Consider the following 17243-nt stretch of genomic DNA (forward strand, 5'->3'; position numbering starts at 1 on the left):
TGATTCTGTGCCCGTTTTCGCGTATACTAAGCACGTGAAGCAATCAGAATTATTTACGAAAACACTACGGGAGGCACCTCATGATGATATCTCGGTCAATGCACAACTTCTTGCCCGCGGTGGTTTTATATATAAAGAAATGGCCGGCGTGTATGCATATTTACCGCTTGGTTTTCGTGTCCTTAGAAAAATAGAACAGATTGTACGCGAAGAAATGAACGCGTTGGGCGGGCAAGAGCTTATCATGACATCACTCCAGAGAAAAGAACTATGGGAGACAACCGATCGATGGGATGATAAAAGTGTAGATGTTTGGTTTAAATCAAAACTTCATGCGGGTGGTGAGGTTGGGTTTGCTTGGTCGCATGAGGAGCCGATTGCGACCATGATGAAAAATCATATTGAAAGTTTTCGCGACTTGCCGGTGTATGTATATCAGTTTCAAACAAAATTGAGGAATGAGCTTCGTGCAAAAAGCGGCATCATTCGGGGACGAGAGTTTGTGATGAATGACATGTATTCATTTTCTCTTGGTCAGGAAGATCATGACGCATTTTATAATGCTGCAATAGAAGCGTATAAAAATGTATATAGGCGGGTGGGTATTGGTGAAGACACTTTCGTCACGTTTGCATCGGGCGGCGCATTCACTAAATTCAGTCATGAGTTTCAGACTATTACTGAAGCGGGCGAGGACGTTATCTATATCAACCGCCATAAGAATATTGCAATTAATGAGGAGGTGTTAAACGAGCAAACATTGAAAAGTCTTGGTATCGAGCGTGGGGATCTTGAGAAGGTAAAAACAGCGGAGGTAGGGAATATTTTTAATTTCGGAACCAAAAAGTCTGAAGATCTTGGTTTATGGTATTCTTCCAAGAACGACGAGAAAATTCCGGTATGGCTTGGTTCATACGGTATCGGTATTACGCGTCTTATGGGTGTGTTGGTGGAAAAATTTGCAGATGAAAGGGGGATTATATGGCCGGAAGCAGTGGCTCCTTTTCGGGCGCATGTTATTGTACTGGATGATAAAAATGCGGAAGCGGAACGAGTCGTGTCTCTATTGGAGGAAGCCGGTATAGAGGTATTGTATGATGATCGTTCTCATAAGACAGCCGGAGAAAAATTTGCCGACGCTGATTTAATAGGTATTCCGTATCGTATCGTCGTAAGCAAGCGGGCCAGTGAAAAGGGCGGGTATGAAATAAAACGGCGCAATGAAGAGAAAGCGCACATTGCAGAAATGGAAGAAATAATACGGCAGTGTTCCTCGTAATGTCTAATGCATAATATATGTTTGATAAACTTTTTAGTTTTTTCTCAAAGGATATTGGGATTGATTTAGGGACGGCAAATACTTTGGTTTATGTAAATGGATCGGGTATTCTTATTAACGAGCCGTCCGTTGTTGCTATTAACCAAAAAACGGGACATGTGGTTGCTGTGGGAAATGAAGCAAAGCGCATGGTGGGACGCACACCCGGGCATATTGTTGCCGTCCGCCCTTTAGTAGAGGGAGTTATTTCTGACTTTGAAATTACGGAAGAGATGATGAAATATTTTATCGGAAAGGTACAGGAGGGGCGTTTTGGTCTTTTGGCGCGTCCGCGGGTTGTTATTGGGATTCCATCCGCTACAACGGAGGTGGAGCGTCGGGCGGTGCGGGATGCGGCTATTAATGCCGGTGCGCGCGAGGTTCATTTGGTGGAAGAACCCATGGCGGCGGCTGTCGGTATACGTATGCCGATACAGGAGCCGGTGGGTAATATGGTAGTTGATATCGGAGGAGGAACAACGGATATTGCCGTTATTTCTCTTGGCGGTATTGTAGCTTCCCGTAATATAAAGGTTGCCGGGGATCGTCTCAATGAAGATATTATCCAATTTGCCCGTGATGAATTTAAAATTCTCATAGGAGAGCGCACGGCGGAAGACATTAAAATAACGGCGGGATCCGCGTGGGAAGGAGATGAAGATGTTGAAACGACCATGCGAGGAAGGGATCTTATTACCGGACTTCCGCGTGAAGTGGTAATAACGAGCACGGATACGCGGGATGCCCTTGATAAATCAATAAAAGCAATCGTGTCCTCTATCAAAGAAGTTATCGAGAGTACGCCGCCCGAGTTGGTGGCGGATGTTATGCATCGCGGTATTATATTAGTAGGAGGAGGAGCTCTTTTACGTGGACTTGATAGAGTTATTGAAAAAGCGACCAAAATGCCGGTACGATTATCAGATGATCCGCTTACAGCGGTTGTGCGTGGCACCGGTGTTATTTTGGAGGATTTGGATATGCTACGAGAGGTTCTTTTGGAACATGAACGCGAGGTGGTGCCGCAATAGTTATTTTATGTACATAAGATTTTTTTAAAAAAACATATGCTTAAAAAATACGGCATCAGTGCTTTTGTTATTGTTTTTTTTCTTCTCACTGCCATAGGAGGTTTTTTGAAGCCGGTGGAGACAGGCGCTCTGCGTGTGGTACGTCCGTTGCTTATAGTGTTAGACAAGACAGGACAATTTGCAGGATCTTTTACAAGTACGATAGCGCGCATTCCTTATAATAGCGAAGAAGTACGTGTATTGCGTATGGAGGTTGCCGCTCTGCGTGCGGATCTTGCCTATAAAGAGGATTTGGAACGGGAAAATATCCTTCTTCGTTCTATGGCCGGAAGAGGAGCGGAAGAAGAATCCTATGTGTTGGCGCGCGTTATAGGGCGTTCGTTCAACGGACTGGATGATTCTATCGTTTTGGATATCGGATCGGCGGAAGGAATTGAGACAGGGTTTCCGGTTTTGGCGGAGGGAGCAATACATATCGGATTTGTGGAGGAGGTGACGCATAATAGTGCGCGCGTCCGTCTTTTTTCGCGTATCGGTGAAAGACAGGAGGTGTATCTTCCCGAATCTTCGGTGTCTTCAGTTGCCGAGGGAGAGGGGTTGGGGGTAATTACTCTTCATGTTCCGGACAGTATTGCCATTACAAAAGGAGAGCCGGTGTTTAGTGCCGGACAACGCGATTATTTTTTAGGATTTGTGGAGGCAGTGTCACGCGTGGAATCAGGCCCTTTTCAAATTATAAAAATGGGATTGCCTTTTTCCGTTCGAGACGTGCGAGATGTGTTTGTGATCCTTAATTAATTATTCGTCGTTTTATTTTCATGAAACATAGACCGTCGGTATCAGTATTCTTTTTTATTGTTGCAGGATTTTTTCTACAGCTTATTGCTCCGTACATTATTCCTATGGGGCAAGGAGGTATATTCTTTTTTCCGGCCTTCTTATTCTACGGATTATCACGCGTTAAAGGTGTTTATCCTATGATACTTGCAGTACTATTTGGGAGCATGCTTGATGTGATAAGCGCGGTACCTTTCGGATTTTATGCGGGTAGTTTTTTTGTGGGCGCGGGTATAATGGGTATTGCGGGAATATATATACGTATGGAAGAGGGGTGGATACGATTTTTATTTGCTCTTATAGGGTTGACGGTCAGTGCGGGTGCGGCACTTTTGTTACGTCTTCCGCAAGTGGATGCGCACGTTGTTTCCGTAAGCGGTTTCGAATTACTGTGGCAAGGATGTGGGGTAAGTATACTTGCGATAGCGGGGGGCGTGTTTACCCGTATACAAAAAAACAGGATGTATTAATAAGATATCCAAAATGAACACTCCATTTTTAAAAACACCAATACGAAAACAGTTCACCGTGAGTCCGGAGGAAGTATTTCTTGATACTCAAAATCTACCGGGGTTTGATAATAATCGCTTTGAAGGCACAATAGAGCACCCCATTCGACACGGATTGTTTATTATTCTCGGTATATTATTTGGTGCAGTGGGAATATTGCTTATTGCCCGTACCGGATACCTTACTCTTTTTAATGGTAATGCATTTGCAGTCGTATCGGATCGGAATCATTTACGTCATCGTATATTGGTTCCTGAAAGAGGCATTATATATGATCGTAATTTAACGCCCATTGCGTTTAATGTGCCTGGATTTCGTGTTTATATTCATATGGATGGCCGAACAATTACGGAAGAGGATATGCTAGTGCAGGAAATAGCAAAAGCGGTAGGGAGCAATACAGACGAGCTGACACATTTTATAAACGACCATAGCAAAAAGGACCTTTTTATTGATACGATCTATGACTGGGATACAGCGAATCATATCATTGCGCTATTCCGGGATGATGACCGCGTTACGGTTGATGCTACAACCATTCGTTCTTATTATGACAGTCCGGCACTTTCCCATATCGTGGGTTATATGGGGCGTGTCAATACTAGCGACATTGAGAAAAACGAAACAGCTTTGGATTGGGGGGTAATAGGGCGATCAGGGCTTGAAAAAACATATGATGGCATGTTGCGGGGAACGCTGGGAACGCGCATTATCGAGACAAATTCCGAGGGGCGAGTGTTATCGGAAGGTATTTTTCAAAAAGCGGAGGAGGGAAAAAGTATCGTACTTACCATTTCCGCAGAACTGCAAAATATATTATATGAGACGATAAAAGAAACGGTGGAAGAACGGGGGTTTACCGGAGGATCCGCCGTAGCGCTTGATGTTCATACGGGAGAGATTCTTGGTCTTGTCAGTTATCCGGGGTTCGATATGAATCTTCTTACGAAGGGTATTGATGTCGAAGCAATAGCCGCTTTATTTGAAAGCGAAAGAAATCCGCTCTTTAACAGGACGGTTTCCGGCTTATATCCGCCGGCATCAACGGTAAAGCCATTTCTTGCCATGGCGGCTATTGAAGAACATATTATTCGTCCGGAAGATAGTATTGTAACGGAGGGACAGCTCGTTGTTCCTAATCCGTATGATCCGGATAACCCCAGTATTTTTAAGGATTGGCGTAATCACGGCGCTATTGCCATGAGAGAGGCCATTGCTTTTTCATCAAATGTTTATTTCTATGTCGTTGGAGGTGGGTTCGGAAACATTGAAGGATTGGGACGCGAAAGAATTGCGCAGTATTTTCGTTTGTTTGGTATCGGAACAAAGACGAATACGGGATTACCGGGGGAAACGGAGGGTATTATTCCTGATGAGGCCTGGAAGAAAGAACGATATCCCAGTGATCCTACATGGCGTTTGGGGGATACATATAATATGAGTATCGGACAGGGAGGTGTTTTAGTGACGCCTCTTCAGATGGCGCGCGCCGTAACTACCATTGCACGGGGAGGCACGAGCATAGAGCCGCAATTATTGCGCGGTATTATAACGGATAAAGAAACAAAAACCGTTAAGTATACGCTTTCGCCAGACATTAATACTGTTCCGTTGGTAAGTGAGGAGGCGGTTAGAGTGGCGCACGAGGGAATGGAAGAATCTGCCCGAATTGGGACAGCAAGCGGTTTGAGCGGGATTCCCATTACGGTGGCGGGAAAAACCGGTACCGCCGAGTTGGGAAAAACCGGACGTGTGCATTCATGGTTTATGGGATTTGCGCCGGCTGATAATCCCGACATGGTGCTTGTTATTAATTTGGAAAATGGATCCGATAAAAATCTTATTGGCGGTACGTTTGTAGCACGTGAGATATGGGAATGGTATGCTACGGGAGGCAAGGAAGTTATACACGGAGGTACGGATGCGATTGATTGACAATTACGCAAAAAGTAGCTAGTATTGCAATCTATATTGGATTAAAATTTTTAGTATGACAATAAAATCCTCATCTGAGGATAGTGCGCGTGATAATGGTTCCATTGAAGTGGAGCATATGAGCAAGGAAGGATATGCAAAGATTGAAAAGGAGCTTGCGCGTCTTAAAACGGAAGAACGTCTCCATATTGCGGAGCGTCTTGAGTATGCAAAAAGTCTGGGTGATCTTTCTGAAAATGCCGAATTTGATGCCGCCAAGGAAGAGCAAATGCTTAACGAAATGCGTATTCGCGAACTGGAAGATTTATTAAGTCGCGCTACGGTTGTAGAAAAACCGCTTAGTCAAACGAAGGTTGAGATCGGATCTTGTATAATCGTTCAGGTCAGTAATAATGGTGTAACAAAAGAAACATACACCATTGTAGGTTCCTCCGAGGAAGCCGATCCGTTGGCGGGTCTTATTTCCAACGAATCTCCTTTGGGACATGCATTCATGGGAAAGAAAAAGGGAGAGGTTGTACGCGTGGCGGCTCCGAAAGGAGACATTGAATATGTTATCATTGAAATAGCATAGAAAAAGAATTTATCATATTGCTTTTCAAGCTTTGAGCGTTTACTACTTTATATCTATTAAGGATGTCATTAGAAGAAATTCGCACTACACGGCTCGATAAACTCGATAAGATTCGAAAAGCGGGTTTTAATCCATACCCCGCTCGCACAAAACGCACCCACACTCTTACGGAAATAGGTGGACAGTTTGATGTTCTTATGGATGAAATGGTACCGGTTACGGTTGCCGGACGCGTGCGCGCGGTGCGCGGTCATGGCGGCAGTACTTTTGTTGATATAGAGGACGGTACGGAGCATCTTCAGCTTTATATGAAGAAAGATACGCTGAAAGATGCGTATGATTTTTTTCTCGATGTGGGAGATGAGGGAGATATTATTGAGGCTGTGGGTACTGTATTTCTAACAAAAAAAGAGGAACGCACATTGCAAGTTACGGCATGGCGTATGCTCGCAAAAAGTATCCTGCCCTTGCCGGAAAAGTGGCACGGCCTTCAAGACATCGAAGAACGGTTTCGTAAACGCTATTTGGATATTATGTTTAATGAAGATGTGCGCGTGATGATTCAAAATCGTGCACGGTTTTGGCATGCCATGAGGCGTTTTATGGTGGAGGAGGGGTTTTTGGAAGTGGAAACGCCCGTACTTGAAAATACGGCAGGAGGCGCCGATGCCGATCCGTTTGCTACACACCACAACGCTCTTGATATGGATGTATATTTGCGTATTTCATGCGGGGAACTGTGGCAAAAACGTCTTATGGTGGCTGGGTTTCCAAAGGTATTCGAAATAGGCCGCATATTCCGCAATGAAGGCATGTCGGCAGAACATTTACAGGACTATACGCAGATGGAATTTTATTGGGCTTATGCTGATTATGAAGACGGCATGCGGTTTGTGGAGCGGTTGTATAAATATATCGCGAAGGACGTTTTTGGTACGTTAGAGTTTACGATAGGAGATTTTACTATTGATCTGGACGTACCATGGGAACGATATGATTATCAGGCAATAATACGGCATGAAACGGGCATTGATGTTTTGAACACGAATACGGAAGAAATAGAAAAAAAGATACGTGAGCTTGGTATTGTATATAATAAAGGAGGGATGAATATTGCACGCGGCGTGGATACGCTTTGGAAATACTGTCGCAAGCGCGTGAGTGGTCCGGGATTTCTTATAAATGTGCCGGTGTTTTTAGAACCGCTTGCAAAACGGAAGGAGGGTGCTGAAAATCTGGTAGAGCGGTTTCAGGTGATTCTTGCCGGATCGGAAATGGGAAAAGGATACAGTGAGCTTAACGATCCCATTGATCAACGGGAACGGTTTGAAGAACAACAACGGATGCGGGATGAGGGGGATGCGGAAGCACATATGGCGGATTATGATTTTGTAGAGGCGCTGGAATATGGCATGCCGCCTACATGCGGATTTGGTGTAAGCGAGCGTTTATTTAGCTTTCTTTCGAATAAATCGGTCCGAGAAACACAGATTTTTCCTCTTATGCGGCCAAAATAGGTCCGCGTATTATATATAGACAAAGGGTGATGTGTTGGGGTATACTGCGCTAAGATTATACGGATCTTGTACGTAGTCTTTTTTGTTGGTGCATTGAAAATATGGTCGGATGTTTTGTTTCGGAAACATACTTCTTTCGGTGCGTTGATATTGCTCATTTTTAAGGGGGTGCCTATGTCTTGCAAAGAAGGGGATGAGAAAAAACCTATTAATCCGGCAGATTTCTTTTATTTGGTGAATGAGATAGCGAAAGGAATGCATAGGAACTTGCCGCGGCACGCTGTTTCCATAGACGACCTTATTCAGAGCGGCATGGTCGGATTAATGGAGTGCGTGAAAAAATATAAGCCATCACAGGCTTCGTTTCAAAAGTACGCACGGTATAGAATCAGGGGAGAAATAGTAGAATATCTTCGTACTCTTGATATAGCGACGCGCTTCGTACGTAGGGCGCAGAGGGACTATAAGGAAACTCTTACTCGTTTAATAGATGAGCTAGGTGAAGAGCCGACACAAGAAGAGCATGCAGACGCATTAAATTTCACCATAGAAGAGTTTCATAGGATGAGAAGCCGCATACATGTTGAGGTAAGGAGTATTGAGGACGAAATGAATGAGAATAGATATCCTTTCGCTCTTTCCAATTCTCATTGTCCGGAATCTCTGTGCGAAAAAGCCGAGTTGCAATTTCTTATAAAAGAGATACTTTCCACATTACCGGAAAACGACCAGCGCGTTCTTGCATATTCGTATACTGATGAGCTTACGTTAGCGGAAATTGGAAGAGAGTTGGATCTTTCGGAAGGTAGAATATGTCAAATAAGGACAAAAGCCTTGAAGGATATTCGCATGCGTATAGATAATCCTGTAAAGCTTGGTTATAGCGCGCGGCGTAACCAAAAACTACAGGATGAAAAAAAGAAGTCATAGGAGCAATTGCATATGACGAAGGTATTCCAAGGGAAACTTTGAAATACTTAAAATCGTTGAATATGCTTATGCGTGTTATTTCTGCGCACGGAAGATATGAAATACGCAGATGCTTTCCCGACAACCGGAAGTCGTTATAAAAACATAAGAATACTCATGCAATTTCCAAGCCCTTTAGTACTTTACTGAAGGGTTTTTATATGATCACTTTCTTAATAATGAGTTCCACGGATGCCAATACTGTGGAAAACATGTACATAACTTTTTATATACCAAGATGTAAAGACAAAAAAATGGCTTAAGGTAAGGATTTTTCGTTTTGTGGAATAATAATTTGTATATAGTGTTGTTTCATAGCACAGAGTGGTATAGTATATATATTAGGTGGAAAAAAGTGGGATAAAAATAATATATGTTCCTCGGAGAATATAATCATACGATTGATGCAAAAAAACGGCTTTCCGTTCCGGCAAAGTTTCGGCGGGAGTTGGGGAAAAAGGCGGTACTTACGCGAGGACTTGATCAATCATTATTTTTGTATCCAATGAATACCTGGGAGATGATATCTCGCAAATTAAATGAGTTACCCACCGGACAAGCGAGTACGCGCGGGTTTGTGCGCTTAATGCTTGCCGGCGCGGAGGAAGTGACTATTGATGCACTCGGGCGTATTCTGGTCCCGGAACATTTAAAGTTATATGCCGGCATACAGCAGTCAGTGGTTGTAACGGGCGTGCATTCACGGCTTGAAATATGGGATGAGGAAGTCTGGTATGCATACAAGCAGAAGGTGGAAAAAGATGCCGATGCGCTTGCGGAACAGTTGGGGGAGATCGGGGCATTCTAAGAATATAAATTGCGTATGGCTCCGATTGATTTATAGCATTAGGTTGTGAAGACGAAATGAAAAATACGCAAGCGAAATTATCTCCTCCTGTAAATAATGCCTTGTCATCTTCCGTGCATGTGCCGATACTGTTGGAGGAAGTAATTACGTGTTTAAACATACAGCCGGGAGACACGGTTATAGACGGTACGATAAACGGAGGAGGACACGCACTTCGCATATTGGAAGAAATAGGAGAAACCGGCATGCTTATCGGTATTGATCGTGACGGTGGGATAATAAAAAATACCGATGCCTTATTTCGGGAAAAGGGATATAAAAATTATTTATTGGTAACGGGATCATATGCGGATGTAGTACCTATTACAAACGATCATGCAATAAAAAACACGGATGCCATATTGCTTGATCTTGGTTTCAGTTCATATCATGTGGACATGTCGGGGCGGGGATTTTCTTTTCTGCGCGATGAGCCGCTGGATATGCGCTATAGCGAGAGCGATACTATAACGGCGGCAGACATTCTTAATGAATGGGCGGAGGGGGATATAGAGCATATTCTTACGGCATATGGAGAGGAACGCTTTGCAAAACGTATTGCGCATGCCGTTATAAAACGGCGAAAGGAACAGCGTTTTTCCCGCACGGAAGATGTTGTCGATGTTGTACGCCGTAATGTGCCAACCTGGTACCGGCACAGAAAGATTCACTTTGCAACAAAAACATTTCAGGCACTGCGCATTGCCGTAAACGATGAGTTGGAGCATGTGGCGAAAGGGCTTACTGAAAGTATTAGTATATTAAAGCCAGGAGGACGGCTTGTTGTACTGGCTTTTCACTCGCAGGAAGATCGCATAGTAAAACAAACATTTCGGAAATATGCCAAAGAGGAAATTATCACATTGCCCCATAAAAAACCAATAATGCCGGCACGAAAAGAAATATATATAAATCCGCGTGCGCGTTCCGCCAAAATGCGTGTGTGTGAAAAAATATGAAAACACGTACAATAAAATTTTCCATAACGCACCTTCCTATTTGGAACATAGTTCCATTTCTTCTTTTTGCCGCGGCTGTTGTTCTTGCGGGCGTATATATATACGGCATTAATCAAGTTGTCGTCGATTCTCTTTTTGTGGAAAGAGCAAATGAGCAAATGGCGGTTTTAGAAGAGGAGATTCGGGAATTGGAGGGAGACCTTGCTCAGCTTTCCGTGGGATATCGCTTGGAAGAGGAGGCATCACAACTTGGGCTTACCAGTGAGGGTCCTGTTTACTTTCTTGAGAAGAATAATGCGGTTGCACGCGCAGATAATTAACTGTTTTTATAGCGATATACCGTTATGTACTAAACGATATGTGCTGTTGAGTATAGGTGTTAGGAGATCATGAGTGATAAACGACTTACTTTTGTCATAGTGGGTGTTGGTATTGTGTCGGGAATTATTCTCTCCCGGCTCTTTTTTCTTCAAGTAACCCATGCAGAGTATTATCGTGCAAAAGCCGAGCGGCAACATGCCGTATCTATACTTACCACTCCTCGCCGCGGTGATATATTTTTTGAAGACAAGGAAGGGCGCCTTGTGCCGGCGGCGTCTACAAAACGTGTGTATACACTGGCGGGTAATCCACAGCAAATAGAAGATGTTCGTTCGGCATATGACACATTTGTTGCATACATTCCTTTGGAGGAAGATGCATTCTTTCCGCTTGCTGAAAGTATGGAACGCACTTATGCGTCATTTATGAGGGGTATTGATAAAGACACGGCGCAACGTATTCCCATGAGTGACATGAAAGGGTTCTGGCTTGAAGAAGAAGAAACACGCGCATATCCAAGTCATACATTAGGGAGTCATTTGCTTGGATTTGTAGGATTTGACGGTGATGAGCGCGTGGGGCAGTATGGCATTGAACGCATGTACGACAGTGTTTTGCACGGAAAGGGGGGAAGTGTTGTCGGAGAGCGCTCTGCCGGAGGAACGCTTCTTTCCATAGGAAGGGATTTGTTTCGAGAAAAACAAGACGGACGGGATATCGTACTTACCATAGATCCCAACATACAATCTTTTGCGGCAGGGCAAATTACGGCATTGGAAGAAATGTGGCATCCAAAAAGTGTCGGCGTTCTTGTTGTTGATCCGCAGACGGGAGCCATTCTCGCTATGGAGGCATCTCCCTCGTTTGATCCAAACACCTACGGAGATGTGGAGGATTACAATGTTTTTATAAATCCATTCACGGAAAGCACTTTTGAAATGGGATCGATATTCAAGCCGCTTACCATGAGTATCGGGCTTGATACCCGTTCAATAACGGAAAAAACAACATATTTCGATGCCGGATCGGTACGTGTTCGGGACGCAACGATTGGTAATTATGACGGGCGCGGGCGCGGATGGCAGAGTATGCTTGATATTCTTGACCAGTCGCTTAATACCGGATCGGTATTCATTCAACAGCAAATAGGAGAACGCGCATTTCGGGACTATATAGAACGTCTTGGGTTGGGAAGGCGAACGGGTATTGATTTGCCAAACGAGGTTGCCGGTAATATACACAATTTGGAAACGGGCGGCGAGGTTGAGTATGCAACGGCATCGTTCGGGCAAGGTATCGCGCTTACCCCTATAGGAATTACGTCCGCTCTTTCTTCCATTGCAAATGGCGGTACATTAGTGCGGCCGTATATTGTGGATCGTGTTTTGAGCGAAGATACGGTAGTGGAAAAGACGGAAACAGATACGCGTCGGCGCGTATTTAAAGAAGAAACCACGGAAATGGTATCGCGCATGCTTGTGTCCGTTGTGGATAATACGCTTGCAAACGGAGTCGTATACATGCCGGAATATAGCATTGCCGCAAAAACGGGAACCGCTCAAATAGCAAATAGCTCCTCGTTGGGGTATTCCGATGAATTTTTACATACTTTTTTTGGATACGCACCGGCATATGATCCGGAATTCCTCATATTTTATTTCCTTGAACGTCCGGTGGGAGTGCGCTATGCTTCGCAAACGTTATCAGAGCCTTTTCGGGAAATGACGGACTTTATCATCAATTATTATCAAATTTTACCCGATCGGTAACAGTTGTTAGGAGGTTATATGAACATAGCAAAAAAAATACTCCAGTATATATTTCGTGTACAGGCAAAAATGGTGCTAAAGCGTTTTCACCCCAAAATTATTGCCATTACGGGGAGTGTTGGGAAAACATCAACAAAAGAGGCTATTTACGCCGTGTTAAAAGAAAAATACACCGTACGCAAGAGTCCCAAGAGTTACAATAGTATGGAGTGGGGTGTTTCGCTTACCATTCTCGGACTTGTGTCGGAGTGGAATAATCCCGCGGGGTGGATAAGCAATATCGGAAAGGGGATTATGACGCTGATGGCATCTGATTATCCGGAAATGGTTATTGTGGAAATGGGTGTTGATCATCCGGGAGATATGGATGTTATGGTGTCACTCGCAAAGCCGGATATCGCCGTTGTAACGGCAATAGGAGACATTCCGGTTCATGTGGAGTTTTTTGCCGGTCCTAAAGAGCTTGCTCTTGAAAAAGGGCGTATTGTGCGTGCCGTCTCCTCCGACGGGTACGTTATTTTAAATAGCGATGATGATGTTGTGCATGATATGCGCGCCGAAGCGCATGGTACGGTGCGTACGTTTGGGGTAGGGCGCGGGGCCGATGTGCATGTGTCGGGATATAAGCTTACCACGACCGGTAAAGAGCATCATGTTATTCCGAAGGGTATTGCCTGTAAGGCAGATTATCGGGGGACAAGCGTGCCTATACATTTGGAAGGCGTATTTGGTAAACAGCAGATGTATGTTATCGGAGCGGCTGTTGCGGTTGGTTTAAGTCTTAATATGAATATGGTTGATATTGCGCGCGCGCTTGAAAAAAATTATATGCCGTCTCCCGGACGTTTGCGGCTTCTTCCCGGTATTAAAGAAAGTTGGATTTTGGACGATACATATAACGCGAGTCCTATGGCAATGCATGCCGCGCTTGATACGCTAAAAGATATGCCGGGAGTGCGGCGCATTGCGGTTTTGGCCGATATGCTTGAGATTGGCAAGTTTACCATCAAGGCGCATGAATCGATGGGTATGCTGGCGGCTCCGATCGCAAACGTGCTTATTACAGTGGGACCACGCGCTAAATTCATTGCACAAGAAGCACGCGCACGCGGCATGAAAAAGACCGATGTGGTTGAGTGTGTTTCCGCAGAAGAGGCGGGGAGTTATCTGCAAAGCATAATGGAACCGGGAGATGTTATTTTAGTGAAAGGTTCACAGTCTATGCGGATGGAGAAAGTTGTGGAGGAGATAATGGCGCATCCGGAGGATGCGGGTGATTTGCTTGTAAGGCAGGATTCTTATTGGAAGACAAAGACATAGCTGTTGAATATAACGTGATTTTCTGATATCCTGCACAGTGCTTTTTACTATGTCTTTGGCCCTATCGTCTAACGGTTAGGACGCCAGGTTCTCATCCTGGAAATCGGGGTTCGATTCCCCGTGGGGCCGCTTATAAACACATTATACCTGTAAATACGTAATGATGTTGCGATGTACGAATGCTTTTTACGTGTCATGTTATATAATTAAAAAAGCGATATGAATATCTTACTTCGTTGTCTAATGATTATACTGTCGGTGTGCGGTATGTTCGGCGCGAGTGTGTCTCATGTTGTTTTTGCTGATATCGTTCCCAATACGGCGGTTGTTACCCGGAATGAACATGCCAGTTCTTCCGCTTCCACTACCGCACAGGAGGGCACTATTCTTATTCAAAACGTTCAGGGGTTGTTGGATGCGAAAGATCTTACGCGTCCCGAACAGGATCAGGAAAAAGAAGCCATCTTACGGCTTCTCGAAAAACGCCCTATTGCACAGCCGGGTTTGTTTTCGTTCGGCGGGTGGTTGGTACAACATTCCATACGTATAGGTGTTCCCGCGAATACCATCGTGCTTATTTTACTTCTGCCCGTTCTTGCCGCTTTGGTGGCGTTTATTCGCGTTATAATAGGTCTGCCTAGTCTTGAAATGCTTGTACCCATTGCTCTTGCGTATGTATTTGTTGCGGTGGGCGTTGTTATTGGGGGTATTATTTTAATGACGGTAGTGGCGGCATCTTTTGTATCGCGTATGTTACTTCGCCGCGTTTCTATAATGCACTATCCAAAGCGTTCGCTTTCTATGCTTCTTTTGTCCCTTACGGTTTTTGCGGCTCTTGCTATAAGTATTGAGCTTGGTTTGGGAAATGTTCAAGATCTCTCCATTTTCCCCATATTAATACTGACGCTTCTGGGGGATTCAATTGTTTCGGTTCAATTGCATAAAAGCATGCGCGAAGCATTTATCATTATAACGGTTACCATTACTCTCGGATTATTCGGCTTCCTGCTGGCAACCTTGGATGGTGTGCGCAATATGCTTATCGTGTATCCGGAGGTAATTCTCCTCATTATTCCTATCAATATTATTATGGGTCGGTATTTCGGCCTTCGATTATCAGAAGTTCTTCGTTTTCATAATTTCAACGCGCATGCCAGTGAGTAAAATCGTATTGGGGATGAATGCGCGCAACTTTCTCTACTTAAGTAAGTATAACAAAGCGCATGCAAAGCGGCGGGCTGATGATAAATTAGCCACGAAAAATTATCTTATTGCGTCCGGTATTCCAACCGGAACGTCGCTGGCGGTTTTTCGCTCCCCTCATAATATTCGCACGTTTGACTGGAGTTCATTATCAGGGGATTTTGTTTTAAAGCCTGCGCGCGGGTACGGCGGCGAAGGTATTCTTGTTGTATACGATTGGAAAGAGGTGAGCGGACATGATATCCATGGCAACGAAATTACTATACATGATCTCGAGTCAAAAATATTTGATATTCTCGATGGTGCCCATTCCATAGATAGCTTACCGGACCATGCCTTCCTGGAAGAGCGGATTATTATTCAAAACAGTCTGCGTAAAATAAGCGCGGGAGGCGTGCCTGATATTCGCGTTATTGTGTGCAATCGTGTTCCCATTATGGCGATGCTTCGTCTGCCGACGGTAGAATCCGCCGGGCGTGCGAATTTGCATATGGGAGCACTGGGTATCGGCATTGATTTACGCACCGGCATTACCACAAAAGGCATACATCACAACAGTGAAACGCTCTATATTCCGGGAACAAACAGGATAAAAGTTCGCGGTATAAAAATTCCTCGATGGGATGAAATAATATCCATTGCCGCGCGTACCCAGGAGGCGTCTGGTCTTGGATATGCGGGTATTGATATTGTTGTTGATGAAACAAAAGGTCCACTTGTGCTTGAGGTGAATGCCCGGCCGGGACTTACGGTTCAGCTCGCCAATGGCGAGTCTCTTCGTACACGGCTCGAGCGCGTAGCAGATTTAAAGGTTAATTCCGTTGAGAAGGGCATTGATATTGCAAAAAAATTATTTGCGGAAGCGGTTTTGGAAGTTGTGCCGGTTAAGGATAATATCCTTTCCGTAATTGAAAAAATACAAATAATAGGAAGCAATAAAAAACGCAAAACGGTATTTGCAAAAATCGACACGGGCGCATATCGTACATCTCTTGATAGTGCGCTTGTGCGCGAGCTTGATCTTCATGTGCGTGATGAGCGCATTTTCGTAAAAGCGGGGGCCGGTTCTCAAGAACGGCACACGGCAAAGGTAACTCTTCGCATCCGCGGAAAAGAAATTAAAACAATTGCTTCTTTCGTTGATAGGGCGCATATGCGTTTTCCCATTATTATCGGCAGGCGCGATCTGAAAGGATTTCTGGTGGATCCCAATAAGTACTCCCGCAGATAATAAAAACCCCGCTGGTGGCAGGGTGTTGATTATGGAGTGACATACATTAGCTCTTTAAGAAGGATCTTTTTAGAATAATTTGTTTTAAATCTATCAAAAGAAGGCTTTTTAAAATGACCCTTCGGAGCTTTGCAAGATACGTCGAAGGATAGGGTGTATTTTGTTCTATAAGTTGGCGTACCGCATCCACCGCAAGGCGGACAGATAAGCTTTTGGTTATATTAGGAGATGTAAATATAAGACATAAAGCGCTACATGCATAGCAGTCAGTCAGGTGAACGCTTTGCTCTTCTATATATCCTTTTTGCTTTTTAGAATCAAATCCGGTTTCAAGAATTTTTGCCAGCATAAAAGCGATATGACTGCTTTTAATTTGCTCACGCATTTCTTCGATAGGGGTTGTATGTTCCCGATACAAGCGGTATATTGTCCTCCACATAATAACTCCTCCATTTCAATTTAAAAGGATGATCTATCACATTTGTACACTATACTGAAAAAAAGTCAATAGTTTTTTGAGAACAATATACCACTACCGAAGATTATGTTTTTCGTACGCACCTTCCTTTTTTAAGAGTTCTTTTTTCCGTTCCGCACCGCGATTATATCCTCCGATAGTACCATCAGAACGAATAACGCGGTGACAGGGAATATCCGGATTGAAATTTTGCTTCATGATTATGCCAACGGCGCGTGCGGCTCCGGGGTTTCCGGCCACTATAGCCACCTCTTTATACGACATAACAGTACCCTTGGGTATTCGAGCAACTGTGGCAAGAACACGTTCACGAAATGATTTCATATGCGTATAAGCGTACCATATTTGCATTCAAAAAAAAGTTTGTTATAGTGGATGCGCTTTTTCCTTTATCCATCCACTTATCACGTGGTACCATGTACAT

General features: G+C 44.2%; 17 protein-coding genes and 1 tRNA gene. 16 read left to right on the forward strand and 2 right to left on the reverse strand.

Annotated features, from left to right (window positions below):
• Positions 1 to 34: 34 nt before the first annotated feature.
• The 16 genes from COU90_04505 to COU90_04580 all read left to right on the forward strand — a co-directional run bounded on the left by COU90_04505 (position 35) and on the right by COU90_04580 (position 16341).
• Complete coding sequence (locus COU90_04505; GenBank protein PJE64103.1) at positions 35 to 1279, forward strand: prolyl-tRNA synthetase; 1245 nt, start codon at positions 35 to 37, stop codon at positions 1277 to 1279.
• 17 nt (positions 1280 to 1296) lie between these two features.
• Positions 1297 to 2349, forward strand: coding sequence for a rod shape-determining protein (locus COU90_04510; protein ID PJE64104.1), 1053 nt, complete (start codon positions 1297 to 1299; stop codon positions 2347 to 2349).
• A 36-nt stretch (positions 2350 to 2385) separates the two neighbouring features.
• Positions 2386 to 3147 carry a hypothetical protein gene (locus COU90_04515; protein PJE64105.1) on the forward strand — a complete coding sequence of 254 codons (762 nt, stop codon included), beginning with the start codon at positions 2386 to 2388 and terminating at the stop codon, positions 3145 to 3147.
• A gap of 20 nt (positions 3148 to 3167) precedes the next feature.
• Positions 3168 to 3656, forward strand: a complete 489-nt coding sequence (locus tag COU90_04520) for a hypothetical protein (protein PJE64106.1) — start codon at positions 3168 to 3170, stop codon at positions 3654 to 3656.
• A gap of 13 nt (positions 3657 to 3669) precedes the next feature.
• Positions 3670 to 5631, forward strand: a complete 1962-nt coding sequence (mrdA, locus tag COU90_04525) for a penicillin-binding protein 2 (protein ID PJE64107.1) — start codon at positions 3670 to 3672, stop codon at positions 5629 to 5631.
• Between the two features lie 55 nt (positions 5632 to 5686).
• On the forward strand, positions 5687 to 6205 hold the full coding sequence (locus COU90_04530; GenBank protein ID PJE64108.1) for a transcription elongation factor GreA: 519 nt from the start codon (positions 5687 to 5689) through the stop codon (positions 6203 to 6205).
• 62 nt (positions 6206 to 6267) lie between these two features.
• Positions 6268 to 7722, forward strand: coding sequence for a lysine--tRNA ligase (gene lysS / locus COU90_04535; protein ID PJE64109.1), 1455 nt, complete (start codon positions 6268 to 6270; stop codon positions 7720 to 7722).
• 66 nt (positions 7723 to 7788) lie between these two features.
• Positions 7789 to 8652 (forward strand): hypothetical protein, encoded by an 864-nt coding sequence (locus COU90_04540; GenBank protein ID PJE64110.1) that lies wholly within the window; start codon positions 7789 to 7791, stop codon positions 8650 to 8652.
• 412 nt (positions 8653 to 9064) lie between these two features.
• Entirely contained in the window at positions 9065 to 9499 is a 435-nt protein-coding gene (locus COU90_04545) for a cell division/cell wall cluster transcriptional repressor MraZ (protein PJE64111.1), read from the forward strand.
• A 56-nt stretch (positions 9500 to 9555) separates the two neighbouring features.
• The gene (locus tag COU90_04550; GenBank protein PJE64112.1) at positions 9556 to 10497 is read left to right on the forward strand and encodes a hypothetical protein; all 942 of its coding nucleotides are present in this window, start codon (positions 9556 to 9558) and stop codon (positions 10495 to 10497) included.
• On the forward strand, positions 10494 to 10817 hold the full coding sequence (locus COU90_04555) for a hypothetical protein (protein PJE64113.1): 324 nt from the start codon (positions 10494 to 10496) through the stop codon (positions 10815 to 10817). Before COU90_04550 ends, COU90_04555 begins: the two co-directional genes overlap by 4 nt.
• Positions 10818 to 10886: 69 nt before the next feature.
• Positions 10887 to 12587 carry a hypothetical protein gene (locus COU90_04560; protein ID PJE64114.1) on the forward strand — a complete coding sequence of 567 codons (1701 nt, stop codon included), beginning with the start codon at positions 10887 to 10889 and terminating at the stop codon, positions 12585 to 12587.
• Between the two features lie 18 nt (positions 12588 to 12605).
• Complete coding sequence (locus COU90_04565) at positions 12606 to 13907, forward strand: hypothetical protein (protein PJE64115.1); 1302 nt, start codon at positions 12606 to 12608, stop codon at positions 13905 to 13907.
• A 57-nt stretch (positions 13908 to 13964) separates the two neighbouring features.
• Positions 13965 to 14036: transfer RNA gene (locus COU90_04570), tRNA-Glu, on the forward strand.
• Between the two features lie 90 nt (positions 14037 to 14126).
• A complete protein-coding gene (locus COU90_04575) occupies positions 14127 to 15071 on the forward strand; it encodes a hypothetical protein (protein PJE64116.1) in 945 nt (314 codons plus the stop codon).
• Positions 15058 to 16341, forward strand: coding sequence for an alpha-L-glutamate ligase-like protein (locus COU90_04580; protein PJE64117.1), 1284 nt, complete (start codon positions 15058 to 15060; stop codon positions 16339 to 16341). The genes COU90_04575 and COU90_04580 overlap by 14 nt, the downstream gene beginning before the upstream one ends.
• Positions 16342 to 16387: 46 nt before the next feature.
• Here COU90_04580 and COU90_04585 read toward each other — a convergent pair whose 3' ends face one another.
• Together COU90_04585 and COU90_04590 are read right to left on the reverse strand one after the other, a co-directional pair.
• Positions 16388 to 16780, reverse strand: coding sequence for a hypothetical protein (locus COU90_04585; protein ID PJE64118.1), 393 nt, complete (start codon positions 16778 to 16780; stop codon positions 16388 to 16390).
• 93 nt (positions 16781 to 16873) lie between these two features.
• Positions 16874 to 17143: a 6-O-methylguanine DNA methyltransferase gene (locus COU90_04590; protein ID PJE64119.1), complete on the reverse strand. Its 270-nt coding sequence runs from the start codon at positions 17141 to 17143 to the stop codon at positions 16874 to 16876.
• Between the last annotated feature and the right edge of the window lie 100 nt (positions 17144 to 17243).

The organism is Candidatus Ryanbacteria bacterium CG10_big_fil_rev_8_21_14_0_10_43_42, from assembly GCA_002793915.1.
GTDB lineage: Bacteria > Patescibacteriota > Minisyncoccia > Ryanbacterales > 2-02-FULL-48-12 > 1-14-0-10-43-42.